General features: G+C 70.9%; 20 protein-coding genes. 4 read left to right on the forward strand and 16 right to left on the reverse strand.

What is annotated here, in order from left to right:
- Positions 1-11: 11 nt before the first annotated feature.
- From JOE43_RS01630 to JOE43_RS01680, 11 genes are all read right to left on the reverse strand, one after another.
- Positions 12-2,063, reverse strand: coding sequence for a flagellar biosynthesis protein FlhA (locus JOE43_RS01630; protein ID WP_209514123.1), 2,052 nt, complete (start codon positions 2,061-2,063; stop codon positions 12-14).
- Complete coding sequence (locus tag JOE43_RS01635; protein ID WP_209518957.1) at positions 2,063-3,259, reverse strand: EscU/YscU/HrcU family type III secretion system export apparatus switch protein; 1,197 nt, start codon at positions 3,257-3,259, stop codon at positions 2,063-2,065. The genes JOE43_RS01630 and JOE43_RS01635 overlap by 1 nt, the downstream gene beginning before the upstream one ends.
- Before the next feature lie 50 nt (positions 3,260-3,309).
- Positions 3,310-4,029 (reverse strand): flagellar biosynthetic protein FliR, encoded by a 720-nt coding sequence (locus JOE43_RS01640; protein ID WP_209518958.1) that lies wholly within the window; start codon positions 4,027-4,029, stop codon positions 3,310-3,312.
- A gap of 41 nt (positions 4,030-4,070) precedes the next feature.
- The gene (fliQ, locus tag JOE43_RS01645) at positions 4,071-4,346 is read right to left on the reverse strand and encodes a flagellar biosynthesis protein FliQ (RefSeq protein WP_056057474.1); all 276 of its coding nucleotides are present in this window, start codon (positions 4,344-4,346) and stop codon (positions 4,071-4,073) included.
- Positions 4,346-5,209: a flagellar type III secretion system pore protein FliP gene (gene fliP / locus JOE43_RS01650; protein ID WP_245187228.1), complete on the reverse strand. Its 864-nt coding sequence runs from the start codon at positions 5,207-5,209 to the stop codon at positions 4,346-4,348. The genes fliQ and fliP overlap by 1 nt, the downstream gene beginning before the upstream one ends.
- A 206-nt stretch (positions 5,210-5,415) precedes the next feature.
- On the reverse strand, positions 5,416-6,084 hold the full coding sequence (locus JOE43_RS15370) for a flagellar biosynthetic protein FliO (protein ID WP_307803190.1): 669 nt from the start codon (positions 6,082-6,084) through the stop codon (positions 5,416-5,418).
- A 3-nt stretch (positions 6,085-6,087) separates the two neighbouring features.
- Positions 6,088-6,819: a flagellar motor switch protein FliN gene (gene fliN, locus JOE43_RS01660; protein WP_209514125.1), complete on the reverse strand. Its 732-nt coding sequence runs from the start codon at positions 6,817-6,819 to the stop codon at positions 6,088-6,090.
- Entirely contained in the window at positions 6,816-7,781 is a 966-nt protein-coding gene (locus tag JOE43_RS16065) for a flagellar motor switch protein FliM (protein ID WP_307803191.1), read from the reverse strand. Before JOE43_RS16065 ends, fliN begins: the two co-directional genes overlap by 4 nt.
- Positions 7,782-7,827: 46 nt before the next feature.
- A complete protein-coding gene (locus JOE43_RS01670) occupies positions 7,828-8,859 on the reverse strand; it encodes a flagellar motor protein MotB (protein ID WP_209514127.1) in 1,032 nt (343 codons plus the stop codon).
- Positions 8,856-9,680, reverse strand: coding sequence for a motility protein A (locus JOE43_RS01675; RefSeq protein ID WP_209514129.1), 825 nt, complete (start codon positions 9,678-9,680; stop codon positions 8,856-8,858). The genes JOE43_RS01670 and JOE43_RS01675 overlap by 4 nt, the downstream gene beginning before the upstream one ends.
- A gap of 1 nt (position 9,681) precedes the next feature.
- Positions 9,682-10,062 carry a flagellar FlbD family protein gene (locus JOE43_RS01680; protein ID WP_209514131.1) on the reverse strand — a complete coding sequence of 127 codons (381 nt, stop codon included), beginning with the start codon at positions 10,060-10,062 and terminating at the stop codon, positions 9,682-9,684.
- Between the two features lie 326 nt (positions 10,063-10,388).
- Here JOE43_RS01680 and JOE43_RS01685 point away from each other — a divergent pair, with 326 nt between their 5' ends.
- Complete coding sequence (locus JOE43_RS01685) at positions 10,389-11,000, forward strand: hypothetical protein (protein WP_209514133.1); 612 nt, start codon at positions 10,389-10,391, stop codon at positions 10,998-11,000.
- An 85-nt stretch (positions 11,001-11,085) separates the two neighbouring features.
- Here JOE43_RS01685 and JOE43_RS01690 read toward each other — a convergent pair whose 3' ends face one another.
- Complete coding sequence (locus tag JOE43_RS01690; RefSeq protein WP_209514134.1) at positions 11,086-14,517, reverse strand: DEAD/DEAH box helicase family protein; 3,432 nt, start codon at positions 14,515-14,517, stop codon at positions 11,086-11,088.
- A 122-nt stretch (positions 14,518-14,639) separates the two neighbouring features.
- On the opposite strand from JOE43_RS01690, the gene JOE43_RS01695 reads away from it, so the two are divergent.
- Positions 14,640-14,885, forward strand: coding sequence for a toxin HicA (locus tag JOE43_RS01695; RefSeq protein ID WP_307803192.1), 246 nt, complete (start codon positions 14,640-14,642; stop codon positions 14,883-14,885).
- Positions 14,886-14,890: 5 nt separating this feature from the next.
- Complete coding sequence (locus JOE43_RS15820; protein ID WP_307803193.1) at positions 14,891-15,229, forward strand: toxin-antitoxin system HicB family antitoxin; 339 nt, start codon at positions 14,891-14,893, stop codon at positions 15,227-15,229.
- A gap of 35 nt (positions 15,230-15,264) precedes the next feature.
- On the opposite strand, the gene JOE43_RS01705 is transcribed toward JOE43_RS15820, so the two are convergent.
- Together JOE43_RS01705 and JOE43_RS01710 are read right to left on the reverse strand one after the other, a co-directional pair.
- Positions 15,265-16,398, reverse strand: a complete 1,134-nt coding sequence (locus JOE43_RS01705) for a restriction endonuclease subunit S (protein ID WP_307803415.1) — start codon at positions 16,396-16,398, stop codon at positions 15,265-15,267.
- A 2-nt stretch (positions 16,399-16,400) separates the two neighbouring features.
- Complete coding sequence (locus JOE43_RS01710) at positions 16,401-18,008, reverse strand: class I SAM-dependent DNA methyltransferase (protein WP_307803194.1); 1,608 nt, start codon at positions 18,006-18,008, stop codon at positions 16,401-16,403.
- 190 nt (positions 18,009-18,198) lie between these two features.
- On the opposite strand from JOE43_RS01710, the gene JOE43_RS01715 reads away from it, so the two are divergent.
- A complete protein-coding gene (locus JOE43_RS01715; protein WP_243861871.1) occupies positions 18,199-18,822 on the forward strand; it encodes a YitT family protein in 624 nt (207 codons plus the stop codon).
- Between the two features lie 68 nt (positions 18,823-18,890).
- On the opposite strand, the gene JOE43_RS01720 is transcribed toward JOE43_RS01715, so the two are convergent.
- Positions 18,891-19,523 carry a hypothetical protein gene (locus JOE43_RS01720; protein ID WP_209514140.1) on the reverse strand — a complete coding sequence of 211 codons (633 nt, stop codon included), beginning with the start codon at positions 19,521-19,523 and terminating at the stop codon, positions 18,891-18,893.
- A 100-nt stretch (positions 19,524-19,623) separates the two neighbouring features.
- Entirely contained in the window at positions 19,624-20,883 is a 1,260-nt protein-coding gene (locus JOE43_RS01725; RefSeq protein WP_209514142.1) for a mannosyltransferase family protein, read from the reverse strand.
- Positions 20,884-21,057 lie beyond the last annotated feature (174 nt).

Here is a 21,057-nt window from a genome sequence, read left to right on the forward strand (position 1 = left end):
TGCGCGCCACGTCAGGCCGCCGTGATCGGGTCGGCGGCGCGCACGACGCCGACGGTCTCGATGGTCGAGCCGGCAGCCGTGGCCTCCTGGTACGACAGCACCGGCAGGCCGTTCTGCTGCGCCGACACGAGCCGGTGGATGGCGGGGCGGAGCGCGGGCGCGCAGACGAGCACGGCGCTGAGGCCCTGGGCCTCGACGCTCGCGACCGAGTCGCGCAGCGAGCCGAGCACCTGCTCGACCCGGTGGCCGTCGAGCAGGATCTGCGTGCCCTGGTCGCTCGGCCGCAGCCCCTCGAGCATCGACTGCTCGAGGCCGGGGTCGATCATGATGACGCGCAGCACGGCCCCGTCGAGGTAGCGCGCAGTGAGCGCGGGCCCGAGGGAGGCGCGGGCGGCCTCGATCAGCCCCTCCGGGTCGGTCGACAGCTTGGCGCGGAGCGTCAGCCCCTCGCAGATGCGCGCGAGGTCGTTGATCGGGATGCGCTCGGCGAGCAGCCCCTGAAGCACGCGCTGCAGCTCGGCCAGCGAGAGCATGCTCGGCACGAGGTCGTCGACGGCGGCGGCGTTGACCTGCTTGACGCCCTCGGTGAGCACGCGGACGTCCTCGCGGCTGAGGAGGCGGGCGGCGTTGTCGCCGATGATCGACGAGAGGTGGGTGACGAGCACCGAGACGCGGTCGATCACGGTGGCGCCGGTCATCTCGGCGCTGTGCCGCATCTCGGCCGGCACCCACTTGCCGGCGAGGCCGAAGACGGGCTCGATCGTGACCGTGCCGGGCAGCGAGTCGAGCTGGTCGCCGAGGGCGAGCACCGAGCGGGCGGGCGCCTGGCCGCGACCGGCCTCGACCCCGGCGATGCGGATCGAGTAGGTCGACGGCGGCAGGTCGACGCTGTCGCGCGTGCGGACGGGCGGCACGACGATGCCCATGTCGACGGCGATCTTGCGGCGCAGCGCCTTGACGCGGCCGAGCAGGTCGTCCGAGGCTCCGCTGACCATGTCGACGAGGTCGGGCGCGAGCAGGATCTCGAGGGCGTGGACGCGCATCTGCTCGAGGAGGTCCTCCGTGGTGTCGGTGGGGGCCGGGGGCGCGACCTCGGCCTCGAGGGCCGCCCGCGCCTCCTCGGCCTTCGCCTTCGTGCTGAGGCGCTGGGCGATGATCAGCAGCGTCGCGCCGATGACGAGGAAGGGGATGATCGGCATGCCGGGGATGAACCCCATGCCGATCGCCGCGACGCCCGCGATGGCGATCGCGATGCGCGACTGGCCGAGCTGCGCCGCCGCCTGCGAGCCCATGTCGCTGTCGGCGCCCGAGCGGGTGACGATCATGCCGGTGCTGACCGCCATCAGCAGCGCGGGGATCTGCGTGACGAGGCCGTCGCCGATGGTGAGCAGGCCGTAGTGGCCGAGGGCGTCGGCGGGCTCCATGCCGTTCTGCAGCACGCCGATGGCGATGCCGCCGATGAGGTTGATGACGATGATCAGGATGCCCGCGATCGCGTCGCCCTTGACGAACTTCGACGCGCCGTCCATCGCGCCGTAGAAGTCGGCCTCGGCGCTGACGTCGGCGCGGCGCTGCTTGGCGACCTCGTCGGTGATCAGGCCCGCGTTGAGGTCGGCGTCGATGGCCATCTGCTTGCCGGGCATCGCGTCGAGGGTGAATCGCGCGCCCACCTCGGCGACGCGCTCGGCGCCCTTGGTGACGACGACGAACTGGATGATGACGAGGATGCAGAAGATGACGGCGCCGATGATGATCGAGCCGCTCACCGCCACGTGGCCGAACGCCTCGATGACGTGGCCGGCGAAGCCCTCGCCGAGCACGAGGCGCGTCGACGCGACGTTGAGGCCGAGGCGGAACAGCGTCGCGACGAGCAGCAGCGACGGGAAGACCGAGAAGTCGAGCGGCTTCTTCACGAAGAGCGTCGTCAGCAGGATCACCAGCGCCAGCAGGATGTTGCAGATGATCAGCACGTCGAGCATCGGGGCCGGTACGGGCACGACGAGCAGCAGCACGATCGCGACCACGCCGACGGGCACGGCGAGCTTGGGGAGTGTCTTCTTCATCAGGCGGTTCCTCCGGTGACGGACGGACGGGGAGCAGTGGGGGCACCGGCCGGAGGCGCGGTGCGGGAGGCGGCGTCGCGAGCGACCCGCAGGCGGCGGGGCATCGCGTCGGCCTCGAGCGAGCCGGGCGTGAGCACGCCGGCGACCTCGTCGGGGGTGGTGGGTCGGGGGTTGGCGTGCGTGCCGGCGACGGCGGACGCCCCGCGGGCCTGGAGGGCCATCACGAAGGTCAGCACGCGCGCGACCGGCGTGTAGAGGTCGACCGGGATCTCGTCGCCGAGGCCGCAGGAGGCGTGCAGGGCACGGGTCAGGGGGACGTCGCGGACGAGCGGCACGCCCGACTCCTCGGCGCGGGCACGGATCGCGGCGGCGACGGCGCCGGCGCCCTTGGCGACGACGCGGGGCGCCGACTTGCCGGGCTCGTAGCGGAGCGCGACGGCGTAGTCGGTCGGGTTGACCATGACGACGTCGGCGTCGACGATCGCGCCCATCATGCGGTTGCGGCTCATGGCGAGCTGACGCGAGCGGCGCTGCGACTTGACCAGGGGGTCGCCGTCGCTGCTCTTGCTCTCGTCGCGCACCTCCTTCTTCGTCATGCGGGTCTTCTTGCGGTTGCGGCGCATCACGACGAAGACGTCGGCGGCGGCGAGCAGCAGCCCGGCCACGATGGCGGCGCGGAGCAGGATGCCCGTGCCGGCCTCGGCCTCGGCGAGCAGCGCGGAGACGCTGAGGCCGCCGCCGCTCATCAGGACGGGCATGAGGCCCTGGATGGCCATCCAGAGCACGACGCCGACGACGGCGGTCTTGATCAGGGCCTTCGCGCCGTTCCAGAGAGCCTGGGTGCCGAAGGTGTTCTTGATGCCGGCGAGCAGGTTGAACTGCTCGTAGTTGCCGGTCATCCGCTTGATGTGGACGCCGCCCTGCACGATCGCGGTGACGAGCACGGCGACGCCGACGACGGCCAGCATCGGCGCGATGGTCGCCCCGACGGAACCCACGCCGTCGCCGAGCAGGTCGACGACGGTGGTGTCGTCGGGGTGGCGGATGATCTCACCGAGGGAGAACAGCTGGTCGGTGCCGGCCTCGGCCCCGCGCTGGATGGTGCTCGGGATCATCACGGCGGCGGCACCGACGCCGATCCACGCGCTGAGGTCCTGCGAGCGCGACAGCTGGCCCTTGGAGTGCACCTCCTTCATCCGCTTGTCGGTCGCGGCCTCGGTCTTCTCCCCGGAGTCGTCGGCCACGGCTACCCCACCCCCAGGAGCATCTTCGAGGCGTCGCCGGTCAGCGAGCGCACGACGCCGGGCAGGGCGAGGAAGACGCCGCCCGCGAGCATCACGGTCATGAGGATCTTGAGCGGGAAGCCCATCGCGTAGGCGTTGAGGGCGGGCGCGACGCGGCTGAGGAGGCCGAGCCCGACGTCGGCGAGGAACAGCACGACGGCGAGGGGGCCGGCGATCTGCAGCGTCGCGAGGAACATCTGCGAGACGCCGTGGGCCATCATCTCGACCGGCCGCGAGAGGTCCATGCCGAGCCCGAGCGGGAACGCGTCGAACGAGCGGGTCAGCCCGCCGATCAGCAGCTGGTAGCCGCCGCTCGCGAACATCAGCGCCAGCGCCGTCATCTGGAAGAGGCGCGTGAACTGCGCGCCGTTCACCATCGACTGCGGGTCGAACGCCTGCGCGAGGGTGAAGCCGCCGAAGAGGTCGATCAGGCTGCCCGCGGCCTGCACGGCCGCGAAGGCGAGGAACACCAGGAAGCCCAGCACGGCGCCGACGACGACCTCGAGCACGAGCGCCACGACGAACTGCCCGGTGGCGAGCGACTCGTACCCGGGCGTCACGCGCGGCGCGACGGCGAGGCCGAGGCCCACGCCGAGCATCGCCTTCACGCGGCCGGGGAAGGCCTTGTAGGAGAACGGCGGCGCGATGACGATGAACGCGGTCATGCGCACGGCGGCCAGCATCGTGGCCTCCAGCCAGCTGAGGTCGAGGGTCACGGTCGGGCCTAGCCGCCGCTGAGGAGCTGCGGGATGCGGTCGAAGACGGCCGTCGTGAACGAGACCATCTCGGAGATCATCCAGTGCCCGCAGACGATGAGGGCGACTCCCACCGCCACGGCCTTCGGCACGAACGAGAGGGTGACCTCCTGGATCTGGGTGATCGACTGCAGGAGCGAGATCGCGAAGCCGACGACGAGGGAGGTGATCAGCACGGGGGCGGCGAGCTTGCCCGTGATGATCAGCGCCTGCATCGACAGGTCGAGGACGGCGTTGGAGTCCATCAGCTGCCCACCTGGTAGCTCTCGATCAGGCTCGTGATGATGAGGCCCCAGCCGTCGACGAGCACGAACAGCAGGATCTTGAAGGGCAGCGAGATCATCACCGGCGGGAGCATCATCATGCCCATCGACATCAGCGCGGCGCTGACGACGAGGTCGATGACGAGGAAGGGGATGAAGATGACGAACCCGATGATGAAGGCGGCGCGCAGCTCGCTGATCATGAACGACGGGATCAGCGTGAGCATCGGCACGTCGGCCTGGTCGGCGGGGTTCGGCTGGTCGGCCGAGCGGGTCATCAGCGCGAGGTCCTCCTCGCGGGTGTGCGCCAGCATGAACTCGCGGAGCGGCGCCGAGCCGGCGTCGATCGCGCCCTGCAGGTCGAGCTGGCCCGAGAGGTAGGGCTGCACGGCGTCGTCGTTGATGTGCCCCAGGATCGGCGCCATGATGAACAGGCTCAAGAAGAGCGCGAGGCCCGCGAGCACCTGGTTCGGCGGGATCGACGGCAGCGCGAGCGCGTTGCGGGTCATCGCCAGCACCACGAAGATCTTCGTGAACGACGTCATCATCAGCAGCAGCGCCGGGGCCACGCTCAGGAGCGTGATGCCGATCAGCGTGACGACCGCCTGGCTGGGCGTGCCGTCGGGGCCGGTGATGTCGATGTCGAGGCCGCCCGTGCCGGTGCCGTCGGTGACGGTCTGGTCGGTGTCGGTGTAGTCCGTCGGCGTGGTGCCGGCGGTGCCGCCCGTGCTGCCGACGGCGGGCGCGGTCGGGTCGACCGGCGCCGTCGGCGAGACCGGGGCGGGCGCCGGGGCGGCGCTGGCGCTCTGGCCGATCAGCATCAGCAGGGCCGAGGCGACGACCATCGCGAGCAGGCCGACGACGACCGTGCGGGCGAGGCGGGTGTCGGCGAAGCGCACGGGGGCGGCGTCGATCGAGACGAAGCTGCTGCGGCGGGTGGGGCCGCCGGCGAGGGCCCGGCCGCGGAGGCCGTCGCGGAGCGTCGGGGCGAGCCGCGCGACGAGCGCGGAGCCGAAGGAGGCGCGGGTCGGGCGGGCGAGGGAGGCGCGGGTCATCCGGCGCGTCCGGCCCGCAGGGCCGCGGCCGCCTGGCGCCACGTGCCAGGGGCGAGGATCGAGCCCTCGAGCGGGGTCGAGGCGCGGCCGCGGCGGCGCTCGCGCGGGTCGCGCGGGGCGCGGGCGGCGGTGGCCGACGCGGAGGCGACGGTCGCGGCGCGGCGGGCGGCGCCGCGGGGGCGGAGCAGCTCGGGGGCCGCGGCGACGGCGACGGGGGCGGGGGCGACGGCCGGGACGGCGGCCACGGGCAGCGGGGGCTGGGTGGCGAGGACGGCCTCGAACGACATCGGCGCGGGCGCGGGCACCACGGCGGGGGCCGGGGCGGCGACCGGGGCGATCGGGGTGACCCGCGCCTCCTGCGGGGCCGTCACGGGCACGACCGGGGCCGGCACCAGCGCCAGCGGCGCGGGGCCGGGCACCTCGGCGGCCGAGAGCACCGTGACCGACGACTCGGTGACGCCGAGCACGAGGCGCTCTCCCTCGACGTCGACGACGACGACGCTGGCCTTGGCGCCGAGGCCCTGGCGGGCGACGACGGTGACCGGGGCGGCCGACTTGCCGGAGCCCCGGACGCCCTTGACGAGGCGCTTCTGCAGCACCCACAGCAGGGCGAGCACGACGCCCAGCGAGAGGGCGACGCGCAGCGCGACGAAGAGCGTGTCCACCGGTCAGACCAGGCCGTCGGCGACGTCGAGGATCTTGGTGATGCGGACGGCGTAGTCCTGGTCGACGACGACGACCTCGCCGTGCGCGATCAGGCGGCCGTTGAGCAGCACGTCGGCGGGGGCGCCGGCCGAGCGGTCGAGCTCGATGACGGCGCCGGGCTCGAGGCCGAGCACGTCGCGCACCGACATGCGGGTGCGGCCGATCTCGACCGTGAGGGCCATCTCGACGTTGTTGATGCGGCCGAGGTTGCCGGCGACGGAGTCGAAGAGGGGCGACGAGGAGGCGCGGGTCGGGCCGGGGCCCACCGTGCCGCCTTCGCGGATGCGGATCGCGAACCAGCCGGCCGGCTGCCCCGCGGCGGTCAGGTCGAAGACCACCGTGTCGGGGTCGGCGAGCAGCGCGTCGGCGGGCTCGCGGCGGCTCTCGCCGAGCACGCCCACGCCGAGCACGGCGGTCGCGGCCTCGAGGGCCGGGCGGAGCACGTCGCCCACGGAGACCAGGGGCGAGTCGGTGCCGGCGGCGGCGGTCAGCTGCTCCATGTCGACGAGCACGAGCGCGGTGTCGGCCGAGACCGAGCCGACGAACGAGGTCATGACGACGCTCGACGCGGCCGTGCGGCGGCCCTGCGCGACGACGGCCTCGAGCGGCACGGCGCGGAGCGGCGACGGCGTCGGCAGCACGGAGACGAGCGCCTCCGCCGCGGCGGTGTGCAGGGTGATGGTCGTGCCGGTCATGAGGTTCCTTCTTCGGTGCCGGTCAGGGAGGTGGAGACGACGATGCCCGCGAGGCGGGAGCCGTTGGCCCCGACGGCGGCACGGCCGACGGACTGGCCGTCGACGGTGATCTCGAGCGGTCGCGAGCGCGGGTGCGGCAGGGGCAGCAGGTCGCCGACGGCGAGGCCCAGCACGACGCCGGGGCGGACGGAGGCGGGGGCCAGCTGGAGCGCGACGCCCACCGGCACGGCGGCCAGCTGCGCGCCGAGCAGGCGACGGGCGTCGGCGGCGCCGACGGTCGGGTTCGACTCGCCGAGCTGGGGCAGCAGCACCTCGGCCGGGATGGCCACGGTGCCGAGGGCGGTGCGCTCGCCGACGCGGATCTCGAACGTCGCGACGATCATCAGGTCGGACTTCTGCGCCGCCTGGGCGAACTGCGAGTTGTACTGGAAGCCGCCGACCGAGACCGCGTCGACCAGCAGCGAGCCGAACGAGTAGCGGAGGTCGTCGAGGGCGTCCTCCATGAGGCGGCGCACGAGCGCCTGCTCGACGGGCGAGAAGGTGCGGTCGGGCATCGCGTGCGGCTTCGAGGCGCCGAGCATGTGGCTGACCCAGCCGAGGGCGGCCGAGGTCGGGAACTGCACGACCGCCTTGGGGCCGACGCCCTCGAGCGGGCAGAGCACCATCGCGGTCGTCGCCGGCAGCGACGAGGCGTACTCGTCGTAGGTCAGCATCTGCACGTGCTCGCAGGTGACCTGCGAGAGCACGCGGACCTTGGCGGTCAGCTGCGTGCCCCACTGGCGCGCGAAGGTGTCGAAGGCGAGCTCGAGCACGCGCGAGTGCTCGCGGGCCAGCGTCGTCGGGCGGCGGAAGTCGTAGACGTCGACCTGACGCGCCGAGCGAGCGACCGGCCCGGGGGCGGGCGCGGGGGCGACGGGCGCCGACGCGGGCGCGCTCGTCACGGCGGGGTCGAGGAGGGTCACGGACGGACCTATCGGCCCGTGCCGTCACCGCGTTAGAGGTGCGTCGTCAGTGACCCCCGGACTGGGCCCCCTCGTCGTGAGACTCCTCCTTCTTCTCGGACTTCTTCTCGTCCTTCTTCTCCGCAGGGGCCGCGGCGGCCTCCGCGGGGGCCGCGGGCGCGACCGGCTCGGGGTTCCTGCCCGCGGTCACCGCGCCTCCCGCTGCCTCGGCCGCCTGCTCGAGCTTCGGCAGCAGGGCGCTGACGTCGTCGCTTTGGTTCGAGAGCACGACGATGTCGACCCGGCGGTTCGCCGCGAGGTCGGCGTCCGTGCTGCCCTGCACGAGCGGGCGCGACGAGCCGAAGCCGACGGCCTGGGCGTGCTCGACCGGCAGTCCGCCGCGCTCGACGAGGTCGCGGAGCACCTGCGTCGCCCGGGCCGACGAGAGCTCCCAGTTCGTCGCGAACGGCGCCGTCGAGCTGCGCTGGTCGGCGTGGCCCTCGACCGACACGTCGTGCGAGCTGTCGCGGAGCACGGGCGCGATCGCGTCCATCACCCGGGTCGCCTCGCCGCTGAGGTCGGCGCTGTTCGTGCCGAAGAACGTCTCGGAGCCGACGAGCCGGACGGTCAGGCCGCGGGCGTCGGTGGCGAACTGCACGTCGGCGCTGAGGCCGGAGCCCTCGAGGTTGCCGGCGATGGCCTCCTTGATCGCGGTGAGGTCGTCTAGCTCGGACTGCGCCAGGGCCTGGGCCGCGGCCGCCTGCTCGGCGGTCTGCGCCTCGCCCGACGCTGCGGCCTTGCTCATGTCGGTCTCGTCGCCCTCGGAGTAGCCCTTCCCCTCCTCCGTCACGTCGCTCGCCGGCACCACGGTGCCCGAGGCGCTGTCGACCTTGCCGACGTCGGTCTGGCCGAAGCCCGTCGCGAGCGAGTTGCGGAGCGCGATGTACTTGTCCTGGTCGACGCTCGACATCGCGAACAGCACGATGAACATGCACATCAGCACGGTGACCATGTCCATGTACGAGGCGAGCCAGCGCTCGTCGGGGTGCTCCTCCTCGGCGTGGGCCTTCTTCTTCCGCCCGCCGCGGCTGCCGCTCACGCCGCGAGCCCCTGGTCGTCAGCGCCGGCCTTCGCCGTCGCCCCCTTGCCGCCCTTGCCCTTGGCGTCGGTCAGGGCGTGGGTCGGCACCATGGCCTTGAGGCGCTCGCCGAGGAGGCGCGGCTGGCTGCCCGCCTGGACGGCCAGGACGCCCTCGATCAGCAGCGTCATGCGCGCCTCGTCGAGGTCGGCGAGCTTCTTGAGGCGGCCGGCGAACGGCAGCCAGAGGAAGTTCGCGCTGAGGAGGCCCCAGAGGGTCGCGACGAAGGCGGCCGCGATCAGCGGGCCGAGCTCGTCGGGCGACGCGAGGTTCTCGAGCACGTGGGTGAGGCTGACGACGGTGCCGATGATGCCGACGGTCGGGGCGTAGCCGCCGAGGCTGTTGAAGAACTTGCTCGCGGTGCGGTCGGCGGCGAGACGGGACTCCATCTCGTCCTCGAGCAGGATGCGGAGCTCTTCGCCGTCGGTGCCGTCGGCGATGTTCTGCAGCGCGCCCTTCATGAACTGGTCGGTCGACTTCTCGGCCTCGGCCTCGAGCGAGAGCAGGCCCTCGCTGCGCGCCTTCTCGGCGAGCGCCACGATCTCGTCGATGACCGACTGCGGCGGGATCACCTTGCCGGTGAACGCGTGCGGGATTTTCTTGAAGCTGAGCAGCGCGTCCTTGATCGTCGTGCCGGCGATGCCGACCGCGATGGTGGCGCCGAAGACGAGCAGCATCGGGGCCGGCAGCAGCAGGCCCTCGACGTGGACGCCCTCGAGCTTGATCATGCCGAAGAGGGCACCGAAGGCGAGCAGGATGCCGATTATGGTCGCGGGATCCACGTCAACGCTCCAGGGTGGTGGTCGCGGGGGCGGCCGTGGGAGTCGCGGCGGCGGCGGCCGTCGCGGTCGCGGTCGTCGGGAAGGGCGAGACGAGGCCGGAGCCGCTCGAGCCGCGGACGATGCCGAGCTGCGGGCCGGTCGACGTGCGCGAGCCGAGGGGCTGCGTCGCGGGGGCGGCGGCGTGCGGCTCGTCGTAGGCGATGGCGACGATGCGGGCGCGGTAGCGGGCGATCATCTCGATCACCTCGGCCATGGGCTCGGTGACGATGTACTTCGCCCCGTCGACCATGATCAGCGTCGTGTCGGGCGTCTCGTGGATCCGCTCGATCAGGTCTGGGTTGACAGCGAATCTGCTGTCGTTGAGTCGCGTGACGACGATCATCGGCCCGTCCTAGGTCTGTGTTCTCCCGCCACCGTCCGTGGGGCGAGCGAGCGCTCGTCCTGAGCTGCTCAGGGGGGACTATCGGCCGGGGGCGGGCCGCCGTTAGGTGGCGGCCGCCGCGGTGTCCGCACTTCGGCGGACGCGCGCCGGCGCGTCGGCGCGCCGGCGCGTCGGCGCGTCGGCGCGTCGAGGTGCCCCGTCCTGGGCCCTCCGAGGCGTCGAGGGCCCAGGACGGGGCACCTGGATGCCCGCGGTCGCGGCGAGGACCGACCGATCGGTATGGTGTGTGGCACATATCAGTCGTGATCCCTCGGAAGAAGGCAGCCGTGAGCCACTCGCACCCCTCCCCCACGCCCCCCGCCCCCGGCACGACGCCCGGCGTCGTCGTGCACCGGCCGACCTGGGCGGCGTTCTGGGTCTCGGCGAAGACGCGTGCCCTCATCTTCGGGGCCGCGATGCTGTTCGTGGCGGTGCGCTCGGGCCCGTCGGGCCTCGTCGCCGTGGCGGTCGCCCTCGTCGTGGCCGGGGCCGGCTTCGCGGCGTTCCTGCGGACCGCCACGGTCACGGTCACGCCGACGTCGGTGAGCTACCGCCGTCTCGGCCGCACGAGCACGGTGGCGCTCGACGGGCGGCAGCGCGGCCTGCTCTGCATGCTGACCCAGGGCGTCCAGGGCATCCCGTGGCTCGGGGTCGTCGGCCCGGGCGGCGAGCGCGTCGGCCTCAGCGGCGCCTACTTCGACGGGGCGGTGCTCGGCGACGTCGCCGCCCGCGCAGGCGTCACGGTCGTGCCGGCCGAGCAGCGCCTCACGGGGAAGGAGGCGCACGGCCTGGCACCGGGGTCGGTGCCCGCCCTGCTGCACCGCCCCGCCCTCGTGGCGCTGATCGCGACTCCTGTGGTCCTCGGGGTGATCGCCGTCATCGCGATCCTCACGATCTGACGCCCCTAGGCGGCGAGTGGTCACGAACCGCTGCTCGAGCCGGCCGGAGGAGCAGTTCGCGACCACTCACCCACGGACCGACGACCTAGCTGACCTTGCCGACCTCGGCCGAGGCGTCGATGCGGTCGAGTACCTGGAAGAGGTCGCGGACCACGGCAGTGTCGAAGAGCCCGTCCGGGCCGGTCGGGGCGTAGGCCGTGAAGGGAGGCTCGTAGAGGAGCGCCTTGCTGACCCGGCCGTGCTCGGTGAGACGGTCGACGATCATGGTGAGGAACGCCAGCTGGTTGCCCGTGAAGCGGGTCCCGGCCACGAAGGCGCTCAGCGCGTCGCTCACGGCCTCACGGTCCATCCCGACGACGGAACGGATGAAGTGACCGAGGCCCTGAGCCTCCTCGACGGCGAGGGCCAGGTGCTCTGGATCGACCTCGCCGCTCTCGAGGAGCAGCGCTTCCAGGCTGGTGACGTCCTGCTCGGTCAGCGGCGTGCCCTTCCGCAGCTTGGCGAGCACGAGGTGGTTCTCCTGAGCTCGGAGGAAGGCCAGGGTCTTCTCGCGGAAGCGCTGACGGTCGATGACCGACCCGGCACCGAGCACGACGTCGATGTCGTCCAGGACGTCGACCTCGTCGTCGAGGTCGGTGTAGACGACGCGCTGCTCGGACCGCGGAGCGAGCCGGACGAGACCGCGCAGGGAACGACGCATCTTCTCCAGCTGCGGCACGGTGACCCCGTCCCACCATTCGGCTGACGCGACCTGCTCGAGCAGGTCGCCCTGAGCGGCCACCACGGGGATGGTGCGCTGCCCCGCCAACGCCCTCGCGATCGACACGATGCGGGCCCGGGCGCTCTCGGAGCCGGGCGCACCCACGAGGACGCCCAACTGGGCCCTGAGGGCGAGGAGGTCGAAGCGTTTGGCGTCCTCGTCCGTGTCGCGCGCGTCCGCCGTCGAGGGAAGGTCGGCGAGCTCCACCACCGCCGCGACGGCGTTGTCGTCCAGTGAGGCCCACTCGCGGCCCTGGACGAATCTCTCCACGAGACGGCGGTGAGGCCGGACGAGGACGTTGTCGGCCGTCATGCCCTCGACTCGTCCGTGCAGCAGGGCGGCGAGGTCGGATCGGAGCTGGACCTCGCCGTCGCCCCGTGCCTCCTGGTGGTCGAGCCCCTGGAGGAGGCGGAGGCGAGCCAGGAAGAGCCGCGAGCGGAGCGAGCGCGTCGTACTGGTGGGGGCCTCCGGGACGTCGGCGTTGAAGTAGGCGATGTTGCCGCCGACGTCGAAGATGACGAAGTCCTTCTTGTCGCCGGCCCGGTCGGACGTGCCGTCCTCCTGTCTACCGCTCGGCCCGTAGAGCTCAGGGCGGAGGCGGGTGCCGCGACCGACCATCTGCCAGTACTTGGTCTTGGACCCCACGGGCTTGAAGAACACGAGGTTGACGACGTCGGGCACGTCGATGCCCGTGTCGAGCATGTCGACGGAGATCGCGATCTGGGGCATCCGGTCCGGGTTCGAGAACTCGTCGATGAAGTGCCCGGCGTTCGGCGTCTGGTGCGTGATGACCTGAGCCAGCTGACCGTTGAAGTGCGGGTAGCTCGCGTTGAACCGCTCCTCGATGAAGCGCGCGTGCGCCTGGTTGCGGGCGAAGACGATGGTCTTGCCGATGGTGTCACCACCCGAGACGGTGCGCCCCTCGGACATCAGCACCTTCAGCACGCCATCGACCGTGGCCCGGTTGAAGAGCCAGTCGTTCACCGCGGAGGCGTCGACGGCGTCGGGGATCTCTTCTCCCCAGTCCTCTTCCTCCCAGCGCTCCTTCTCCGCCTCGCTGAGGTCGTCGTAGCGGACACCCAGCCGCGTGAAGCGAGTCGCCACCACTCGCCCCACCGGCGGCACGAGGTAGCCCTCGGAGATCGCCCGTTCGAGGTCGTAGGAGTCGGTGGGCACGCCGGACTCCAGGCCGAAGAGCTCGTAGGTGTCGTGGTCGACGTCGTCTTTAGGAGTCGCGGTGAGTCCGACGACGAGGGCGTCGAACCAGTCGAAGAGGAACCGGTACTTCTGGTAGATCGAGCGGTGCGCCTCGTCGACGACGACGAGGTCGAAGTGGGCGGGCCCGAACCGACGAACTCCCTCAGCGTCCCGTTGCTCGAGCAGGCCGATCATCGTCTGGTAGGTCGACACGTAGACGCGACCGTTGGCGTGTCTCGCCTCCGTGAGGTTCACGACCGTCTCGTCCGGGAGGAACTCGACGAAGGCCCTGGCGGCCTGCCGCACCAGCGCGACACGATCGGCGAGGAACAGGACGCGCTTGACGCGGTTCGCTCGCATCAAGGAGTCAGCGAGCGCGACCACCGTCCGGGTCTTGCCCGTGCCGGTCGCCATCACGAGCAGCGCCCGCCGTTGGTGCGCGTCGAATGCCTCCGTGACGCGGGTGATCGCCCGCTGCTGGTAGAGCCTCTCGACGATGGTGTCGTCGATGCGAGGAGGCGAGAGGCGCGAGGCGGACTGCCGGCGCTGGACCAACCACTGGAGCTCATCACGGGTCGCGAAGCCCTGAACTCGACGCTGAGGGTAGGCCAGGTCGTCCCACAGCCAGGTCTCGAAGCCGTTCGTCACGTAGATGACCGGTCGCTGACCAAACTCCCGCTCGAGCGCGTCGGCGTAGAGACGCCCCTGCTGCTGACCCACGAGGGCGTCGGAGCTAGCCCGTTTGGCCTCGACGACTGCCAGCGGCTTGCCGTCCGTGCCCCAGAGCACGTAGTCGGCGCGACCGGTGGCTGTGTGACCTCCGTCCCGGTCGGGCAGACCGGTGACGGGGTACTCGCGGTCGCGAGCGTGGTCGAGCAGCCATCCTGACTCCCGCAGCAGCGGGTCGATCAGATCGGCACGGGTCTGCGCCTCCTGGAAGTCGTGCGGCACGGGGTGAGCCACGTTCGACGGCTTCGCGGCGGCGACCTGGGCCCTGAGCTGCTCCAGCTCGACCTCAAGGGCGGCGTTGGCCCGCGCAGCTCGCGCGAGCTCGCCGTCGGCGACACGGAGCTGGTCGGCCAGACGCTCGGCCTCAGCGCGTGTCGTCTGAGCGGCGGCCTGGCGAGGCCTCGGGATGAGGGACGCGTCGAAGCGCAGCCCGGCAGGAGGACGCGCCTCGGTCGTGAGGGCGAACGTCGACGAGAACCAGACGAAGACGTGGAAGAGCTCACGCACCGTCGCTTCGCTCTCGCGGACGGCCACGGGGGCGTCGCGGTGGACGGCCGCATTGCCCCGCTGACGGATGACGTGCATCTTGTCGAGCACAGCCGGGCCGGCGAGGTGCATGAAGGAGGCGTCGTGGAGCCTCGCGTTGAGGTCGTCGCGGTAGACAGGGCCGAGGGACGCGTCGGCCCGGAAGGCCCACTCCACCGCTGCCTCGAGCGCTCGGCGAGCGTAGAACGACGACGTGCGTGGATCGCCGACGACGTAGTGCTCGGCCCGGCGAGCCTGTTCGGCGAGCTCAGGCCAGCCCTGCCGGATGAAGTCGAAGTTGCTCATGACCGCCGCTGGCCCCCCTGGTGCGTGTGGCGTCAGCCTAGCGGTGGGTAACAGCCCGGCCAGGAATGTGGACGACGGTGCCAAGGCTTGTCGAATGGTGCCGATAGTGGCACCATTGCTGAGTGAGTTCCGTCGAGTCGATCATCGCCAGCATGCGGAGGAACCCTGCGAACGTCCGCTTCGCCGACCTTGAGAAGGTGTGCGATGACAGGTTCGGCGAACCGCGCCGGAGGGGCGGGAGCCACTCGGTGTACCGGATGCCGTGGCAGGGAGACCCACGGGTGAACATCCAGAACGACCACGGCAAGGCGAAGGCCTACCAGGTCAAGCAGGTCCTGGCAGCGATCAAAAAGTTGGAGGAACGATGAACCCCGTGCTCAGCACCCCCGATGTGCGGCACTACAGCTACGCCGTCGCCTGGTCGGCGGACGACCAGGAATACGCCGCCACCGTGGCGGAGTTCCCGTCGCTCTCGTGGCTCGACGCCGACCAGGACGCCGCGCTCGCAGGGATCCGGTCGCTCGTCGGCGAGGTCGTCAACGACCTCGTGGCCGATGGCGAACCCGTGCCGGCCTCGTTCGGCGAGCGTCGCTTCAGCGGCGAGTTCCGCCTGCGGACCACGCCCGACATGCACCGGTGGTTGACCATCGCCGCCGCGCGACAGGGAGTGAGCCTGAACCGCTACGTCAACTCGTTGCTGAGCCGGGGGTAGGAGGCGCGGGTCGGGCTGGCCCTGTCACCCGCGGTTCAGAGCTGGCCGGTGAAGGCGCGGTGCTGGAGGGACGCGAAGAGCTCGTCGAGGTGGGCGAGGTGTGCCTCCGCGGCAGCACGCAGAGCTTCGACCTCTTGAACCACGTCCGCGAAATCTGTTTGCTCAGCGGCCGACGCAACGGGGACGGTAATGCTGCGAATCATCGACAGATTAAGATTTTTCTGCCTGGCGCCTCGCCTCCGAGCGAGTACCGAGGCCCGCTGAGACCGAACGGCGAAGTAGAGGAATTCAGGACTTACCCCAGACGATGGGACACCAAAAGCGACAGCCTGATTACAAGCGATCCTTCCGACGCTGATGCTGGACTTCAGGGCGGCCGTGTCGTACATGCCGAGCAACAGCGATCCGTGGGGAATCATCTTGGCGGACGATCGTGCGACGGCCTCAGTGGTCAACATCTCATTCGACACCATGACACGAACAGGCCCCAGTTCTCCTGAGGTCATCCACGGAATGTCGCCACTGAAAAAGGCCGTCTGCGATCTCGATGGTGTCCCTCCGGACTGCCATGCCGCCAGATCCCCCAGAGGGTTAAGGGCACGGCCGACGTCGAGGAACCTCTCCGCAAAGATTCGTTCGGGCAGTTCGTCGAGGAGGGCGAGGGTGCGGCGGCGCTTGGCTCGCAGCTCGTCGGCCTGGTCGAGAATGGCGGCAATTCGACGCTGCTCGTCCAACGTGGGCAAGGGAACTCTAATGTCCTGCAAAGCAGCCTTATTCAGGGTCAGCCCCATCGTGGCCCGATTGCTGTCGGCAGCCAGCTCTTGCGCTTCCAGAGCTCTTCTTAAGTAAGAAGCCAGCACCCTCGTTTCATCACGGATGGGTAAAGCAGCAATCGCCTCGTTCGTATAGAGGGGCACAGCCGCTATTGCAGTTTTCCCAATGCTGAGCTTGAAACTGAAGAGAACTGTTCCTGGCGCCACTAGCTTCGGCCGGGTCATCTCGACAGCCATATTCGAGATGCATTCCTTCGTGCGGCGGAGATCAGGTCCAGCGTTCAAGTCCCGAATTGCCACCCACGGGTGGGTCCCGTGCCAGAAACTCGGCTCACTCCGGGAGGGCGTCTTACCAATGACGATGTCAACTAGATCGCCGAGGCGCGCATCCTCCACAGTCAACGCGCCAGGGCAAGGACAAGGGCCTGACTTTGCACCGCAATGTCCCGCTCGAGTACTTCGAGATCTCCGAGGATCTCTTCCGGGGAGCGGTGCACCGCCTCCTCGTGCTCGACCTCGCGGTAGCGGTTGATGCTGAGGTCGTAGCCCTCGGCGACGATCTCGTCGCGCGGCACGAAGAACGACTGGGCGGTGCGGGGGCGCTCCCGCTCGGGCGAGTCCGCGTCGCCGATCGTCTTCCAGCGCGCGAGCGCGTCCGGCAGGTCGTTCGCCTCGATCGGGGTGCGTTTGTCGTCGAGCGTGAAACCGTCGGCGCGGACGTCGTAGAACCAGACGTCGTCGGTGCCGCCGGAGCTCGTCTTGGTGAAGAAGAGGATCGCCGTCGAGACGCCGGTATAGGGCTTGAAGGTCCCGCTGGGCAGCTTGACCACGGCGTCGAGCTTGTGGTCGTCGACGAGCATCTTGCGGATGTCCTTGTGCGCCTTCGACGAGCCGAAGAGCACACCGTCGGGCACGATGACGGCCGCGCGGCCTCCGTTCTTGAGCAACCGCAGCATCAGCGCCAGGAACAGCAGCTCGGTCTTCTTCGTCTTGACCATGGACAGCAGGTCGGCGGCGGTGGAATCGTAGTCCAGGCTGCCCGCGAAAGGCGGGTTTGCGAGCACGACCGAGTAGCGCTCGTCAGCGTCCGCGTGGCCCTGCGCGAGGCTGTCGCGGCGCTCGATGACGGGGTTCTCGACCCCGTGCAGCAGCATGTTCATGCTGCCGATGCGCGACATGGACGCGTCGGAGTCGAAGCCCGTGAAGGCCTCTTGGTTGAAGTGCGCCATCGCGGCGGGGTCGCTGTATATCTCCGGGTGGTGCTGATCGAGATACTCCGCCGCTGCGACGAGGAACCCCGCGGTGCCCGCGGCCGGGTCGATGATCGTGTCCTTCGGGCCCGGCGCGATCATGTCGACCATGAGCTGGATGATGTGCCGCGAGGTGCGGAACTGCCCGTTCTGACCCGAGGTCGCGAGCTTGCTCAGCATGTACTCGTAGATGTCGCCCTTGGTGTCGCGCGCCTCCATCGGGATGCGGTCGAGCAGGTCGACCACCTTCGACAGGAGGGCCGGGGTCGGGATGCCGAACCGCGCATCCGCCATGTTCGCGGCGAACGACGACCCCTCGTCACCGAGTCGACGGATGAACGGGAAGACGTTCTGCTCCACGACGTCGAACATCTCGGCGGCGGTGAAGTTCTTGAATCGCGACCAACGCAGGTCGTCGTACGCCCGCGGTCGACGTGCGGTGTCGTCGATGCCCTCGGGGAACACCCTGTTGCGCATCGGCTGGCCCGTCGCATTGGACCGGTTCTCCTCGCGGGTATGCACCTCGTCGAGCCGTCGGATGAAGAGCAGGTAGGTCATCTGCTCGATGGCGTTCAGCGGGTTGGCGATGCCTCCCGACCAGATGGCCTTCCAGACCTGATCGACCTGTGTCTTGACGGTGGCGTCGATGGTGCTTCCCTCCCTGCGGGCGCTGCGAGGCGCCTCCGGGATTCTGCCATGCAGCTGCCGATACGCGCTGGCGGCACGGTGCTGGCAAGATGCTGCGGTGACCGACACCCCCGCTTACGACGGCACGCGCGACGCCACCCCTGTCGCCCGTCCCTCCTCCTCCCCCACCGCCGAGACCGCTGCCGACAGCGCGACCACGCCCACCGGTGCGACGCCGACCTGGTCGACGCCCGAGTCGACCGGGCCGGACGCCGCGCTGTCGCCCGACACGGCGACCCCGCTCGTCGACGACCCGGCCCTGACCGAGAACTCCGTGACGGTCGACGCCAACAAGCACACGCTCGCCGAGAACGTGATGGGGGTGGTGACGGGCGTCTTCATCGCCTCCTTCGGGCTGTTCCTGCTGAAGGAGAGCGGCTCGGTCTCGGGCGGCACCGCAGGCCTCGCCCTGCTGGTCAGCTACGCGACCGGGCTGTCGTTCGGCCTGCTCTTCCTGCTCGTCAACGTGCCGTTCTTCGCCCTCGCGCTCTGGAAGAAGGGCGTGGGCTTCACGCTGCGCACCGTGATGACCGTCGCGATGGTCTCGGCCTTCTCGTACCTGCACCCGGTCGCCCTCGGCATCGACCAGCTGAACCCCGTCTACGGCACCCTCGGCGGCAACCTGCTCGTGGGCGTCGGCCTGCTCATCCTCTTCCGGCACGGGGCGAGCCTCGGCGGCATCAACATCCTCGCGCTGATCCTCCAGGAGAAGGTCGGCTGGCGCGCGGGCTACGTGCAGATGGTGATCGACGTCGCCATCGTGCTCTTCTCGCTCACCGTCGTCTCGCCCTGGGTCGTGCTCGTCTCGGCCGCGGGCGCCGTCGTGCTCAACCTCGTTCTCGCGCTGAACCACAAGCAGGGGCGGTACCTCGGGCGGACGTGAGCCGCGGGGCGCCGAGAGGCGACGCGCGACGCACCGACGACCCCGCGGCGCGGCGCCGACCGACCGGGTCAGGCTCGCGTGAGGGGCACCTCGACCGAGACGGCGGGGATCGCACCGTCGTTCTGGGCGGCCCGGTCGTAGCTCAGCCAGAGGTCGTCGGCCGGGTGCTCGAGCTCGAACGCCAGCCAGCCCGCACCGTGCTGGCCGCGCGAGACCACGGTCAGGGGCTCGTGGCCGGCCGCGCCCATCGCCTCGGAGACGAGGTAGGTGTCGGGCGAGTTCGGCACCCCACCCGGAGAGGTGCGCAGGGTGAGGTCGGAGGCCGAGAGGCTCGTGTAGTACGCGCTGCCCGCGGTCGCGTCGACCCGCACCAGCACGACCTCGGGCGCCGACCCGCCGAACGACGGCAGGACCCCGTCGGGCACGGCGAAGTTCCGCACCACGTCGGTGATCGTGACCGAGTGGCCGAGCGGCTCGTCGGCGATGACCTGCTGCTGGACCGCGAACTGCTCCTGTTCGGGAACAGGCTCGGCGGTCGGCGTCGGCGTCGACCCGAGCAGTTCGTCGGAGGCGGCGGGCAGGCGGGAGTCGCGGTCACGATCGAGAGCGGGGACACCCGGCACGCAGCCGGCGAGGGCCAGCGGCGCGACGAGCGCGAGGGGGAGGACGAGGGCGGGCAGGGACGACGGACGACGCTTCATGGCAGGACCTTCTGACGAGTGATCGAGGACTGCGATCGGGGCGCTCCGCGAACATATCAGAACAGACATGTCGGTGGGGTCGTGCGGGGCGTGGAGGGGCCTACGGCGCCCAGAGCGTCCAGAGGAGGACGACCGCGACGGCCTGGAGCACGACGCTGGCGACGATCGTGACGACCACGCGCCTCCTCGTGCCCGACAGCTGTGCGTCGGCGAACAGCGGCGACAGCGGCAGCAGCATGCGGAAGCTGCTCTGCTGCGGCAGGAACACCGCCACCAGGTAGGCGACGTAGCCGATCGTGTACGTCTGCAGCTCGAGCCCCAGCCGGCCCGACCGCCGCGCCAGCCCGACGGCCAGGACCGCGATCAGCGCCGCCGCCGCGACCACCCCGAGCCACCCGCCCATCGCCGCCCCGAACCGGAACCACGGGGTGAACGGCACGAAGCCGTCCGACCCGATGTAGTCGCGCCACCACGACGACTCGGTCGCGAAGTAGCCGTCGCGCTCGCCCGTGACGAGGGCGACGACGACCGGCCAGGCGAAGCCGGCCGCCGTGACGACGAGGCCCGCCGCCCAGATGCGCACGTGCTCGGCGACCGGCTCCCGCTCACGGCGCACGAGCCGCACCAGCCAGGTCAGGCCGAGCGCCGCCGACAGCGCGAGGGCCCCCGGGTGCGCGAACGACGCCAGCACCCCGAAGACCGCGAACCAGAGCCACCGCCGGGCGGTCATCGCGAGCAGCGCCGCGAACATCAGCAGCAGGAACAGGCTCTCGGCGTAGGGCACCTGCAGCACGAACGACATCGGCGAGACCGTGAAGAAGACGGCGCCCCAGAAGGAGGCGCGGGCCCCGAAGCGCCGGAGCATCAGCCGGTGGAGCACCAGCGTCGCGCCCGCCCCGGCGAGCGTCGCGACGACGAGCGCGCCGACCAGCCAGCTGCCGCCGACCGCCGGCGTGACGAGCTTCACGACCGCGGGGAACAGCGGCATGAACGCCCAGGCGTTCTTGACGACCTGGCCCTCGTCGTTCCGTGGCAGCTCCGTCGGGTAGCCGCGCTCGGAGATCTCGGCGTAGAAGCGGGCGTCCCACGACGAGAGGTAGCCTGCGAAGCCGGGGCCGCCGTCGTGCTGCGCCCAGCTCGAGGTCGCGGTCAGGGCGTAGGTCGCCCCGAGCAGCACCGTGCTGAGCAGGCGCGCGAGGGCGTAGACGGCGAGGAGGCGGAGGGCCGTCGCGAGGGCGCCGGCGGTCGGCGAGGAGCGGGCCTCCGGGGCGGCGTCGAGGTTGAGGCCTGGGCCGGGGCCGGGGCCGGGGCCGGGACGGGGGGCGGGCGGGGTGCGGTGCGCCTCCGTCCCCGTGCTCATCTCCCTTGTCTACGCACCGGGCCCTGGGAGGCCCGCTCCCGCGTACCCCGCCGCCGGGGCATCGAGTGGTCACGATCTGCTGCTCGGCGACGCCCGGGGCAGCAGATCGTGACCACTCGGTGCGGGCCGCCGGGCGGCCGCGGGCGCTGCTCGTCATCCGCCGGGAGGAGGCGG

This window comes from Frigoribacterium sp. PvP121 (assembly GCF_017833115.1).
Taxonomy (GTDB): Bacteria; Actinomycetota; Actinomycetes; order Actinomycetales; family Microbacteriaceae; genus Frigoribacterium; species Frigoribacterium endophyticum.

Bases quoted from the DNA above. Each gene is read 5' to 3' on its own strand.
- fliN (WP_209514125.1), bottom strand. From the start codon at position 6,819: ATGACCGGCACGACCATCACCCTGCACACCGCCGCGGCGGAGGCGCTC.
- JOE43_RS01630 (WP_209514123.1), bottom strand. From the start codon at position 2,063: ATGAAGAAGACACTCCCCAAGCTCGCCGTGCCCGTCGGCGTGGTCGCG.
- JOE43_RS01720 (WP_209514140.1), bottom strand. From the start codon at position 19,523: ATGAAGCGTCGTCCGTCGTCCCTGCCCGCCCTCGTCCTCCCCCTCGCG.
- JOE43_RS01635 (WP_209518957.1), bottom strand. From the start codon at position 3,259: ATGAAGGAGGTGCACTCCAAGGGCCAGCTGTCGCGCTCGCAGGACCTC.
- fliP (WP_245187228.1), bottom strand. From the start codon at position 5,209: ATGGTCGTCGCCTCGGCCCTGCTGATGCTGATCGGCCAGAGCGCCAGC.
- JOE43_RS01640 (WP_209518958.1), bottom strand. From the start codon at position 4,029: ATGCTGGCCGCCGTGCGCATGACCGCGTTCATCGTCATCGCGCCGCCG.
- JOE43_RS01690 (WP_209514134.1), bottom strand. From the start codon at position 14,517: ATGAGCAACTTCGACTTCATCCGGCAGGGCTGGCCTGAGCTCGCCGAA.
- JOE43_RS01680 (WP_209514131.1), bottom strand. From the start codon at position 10,062: ATGATCGTCGTCACGCGACTCAACGACAGCAGATTCGCTGTCAACCCA.
- JOE43_RS01725 (WP_209514142.1), bottom strand. From the start codon at position 20,883: ATGAGCACGGGGACGGAGGCGCACCGCACCCCGCCCGCCCCCCGTCCC.
- fliQ (WP_056057474.1), bottom strand. From the start codon at position 4,346: ATGGACTCCAACGCCGTCCTCGACCTGTCGATGCAGGCGCTGATCATC.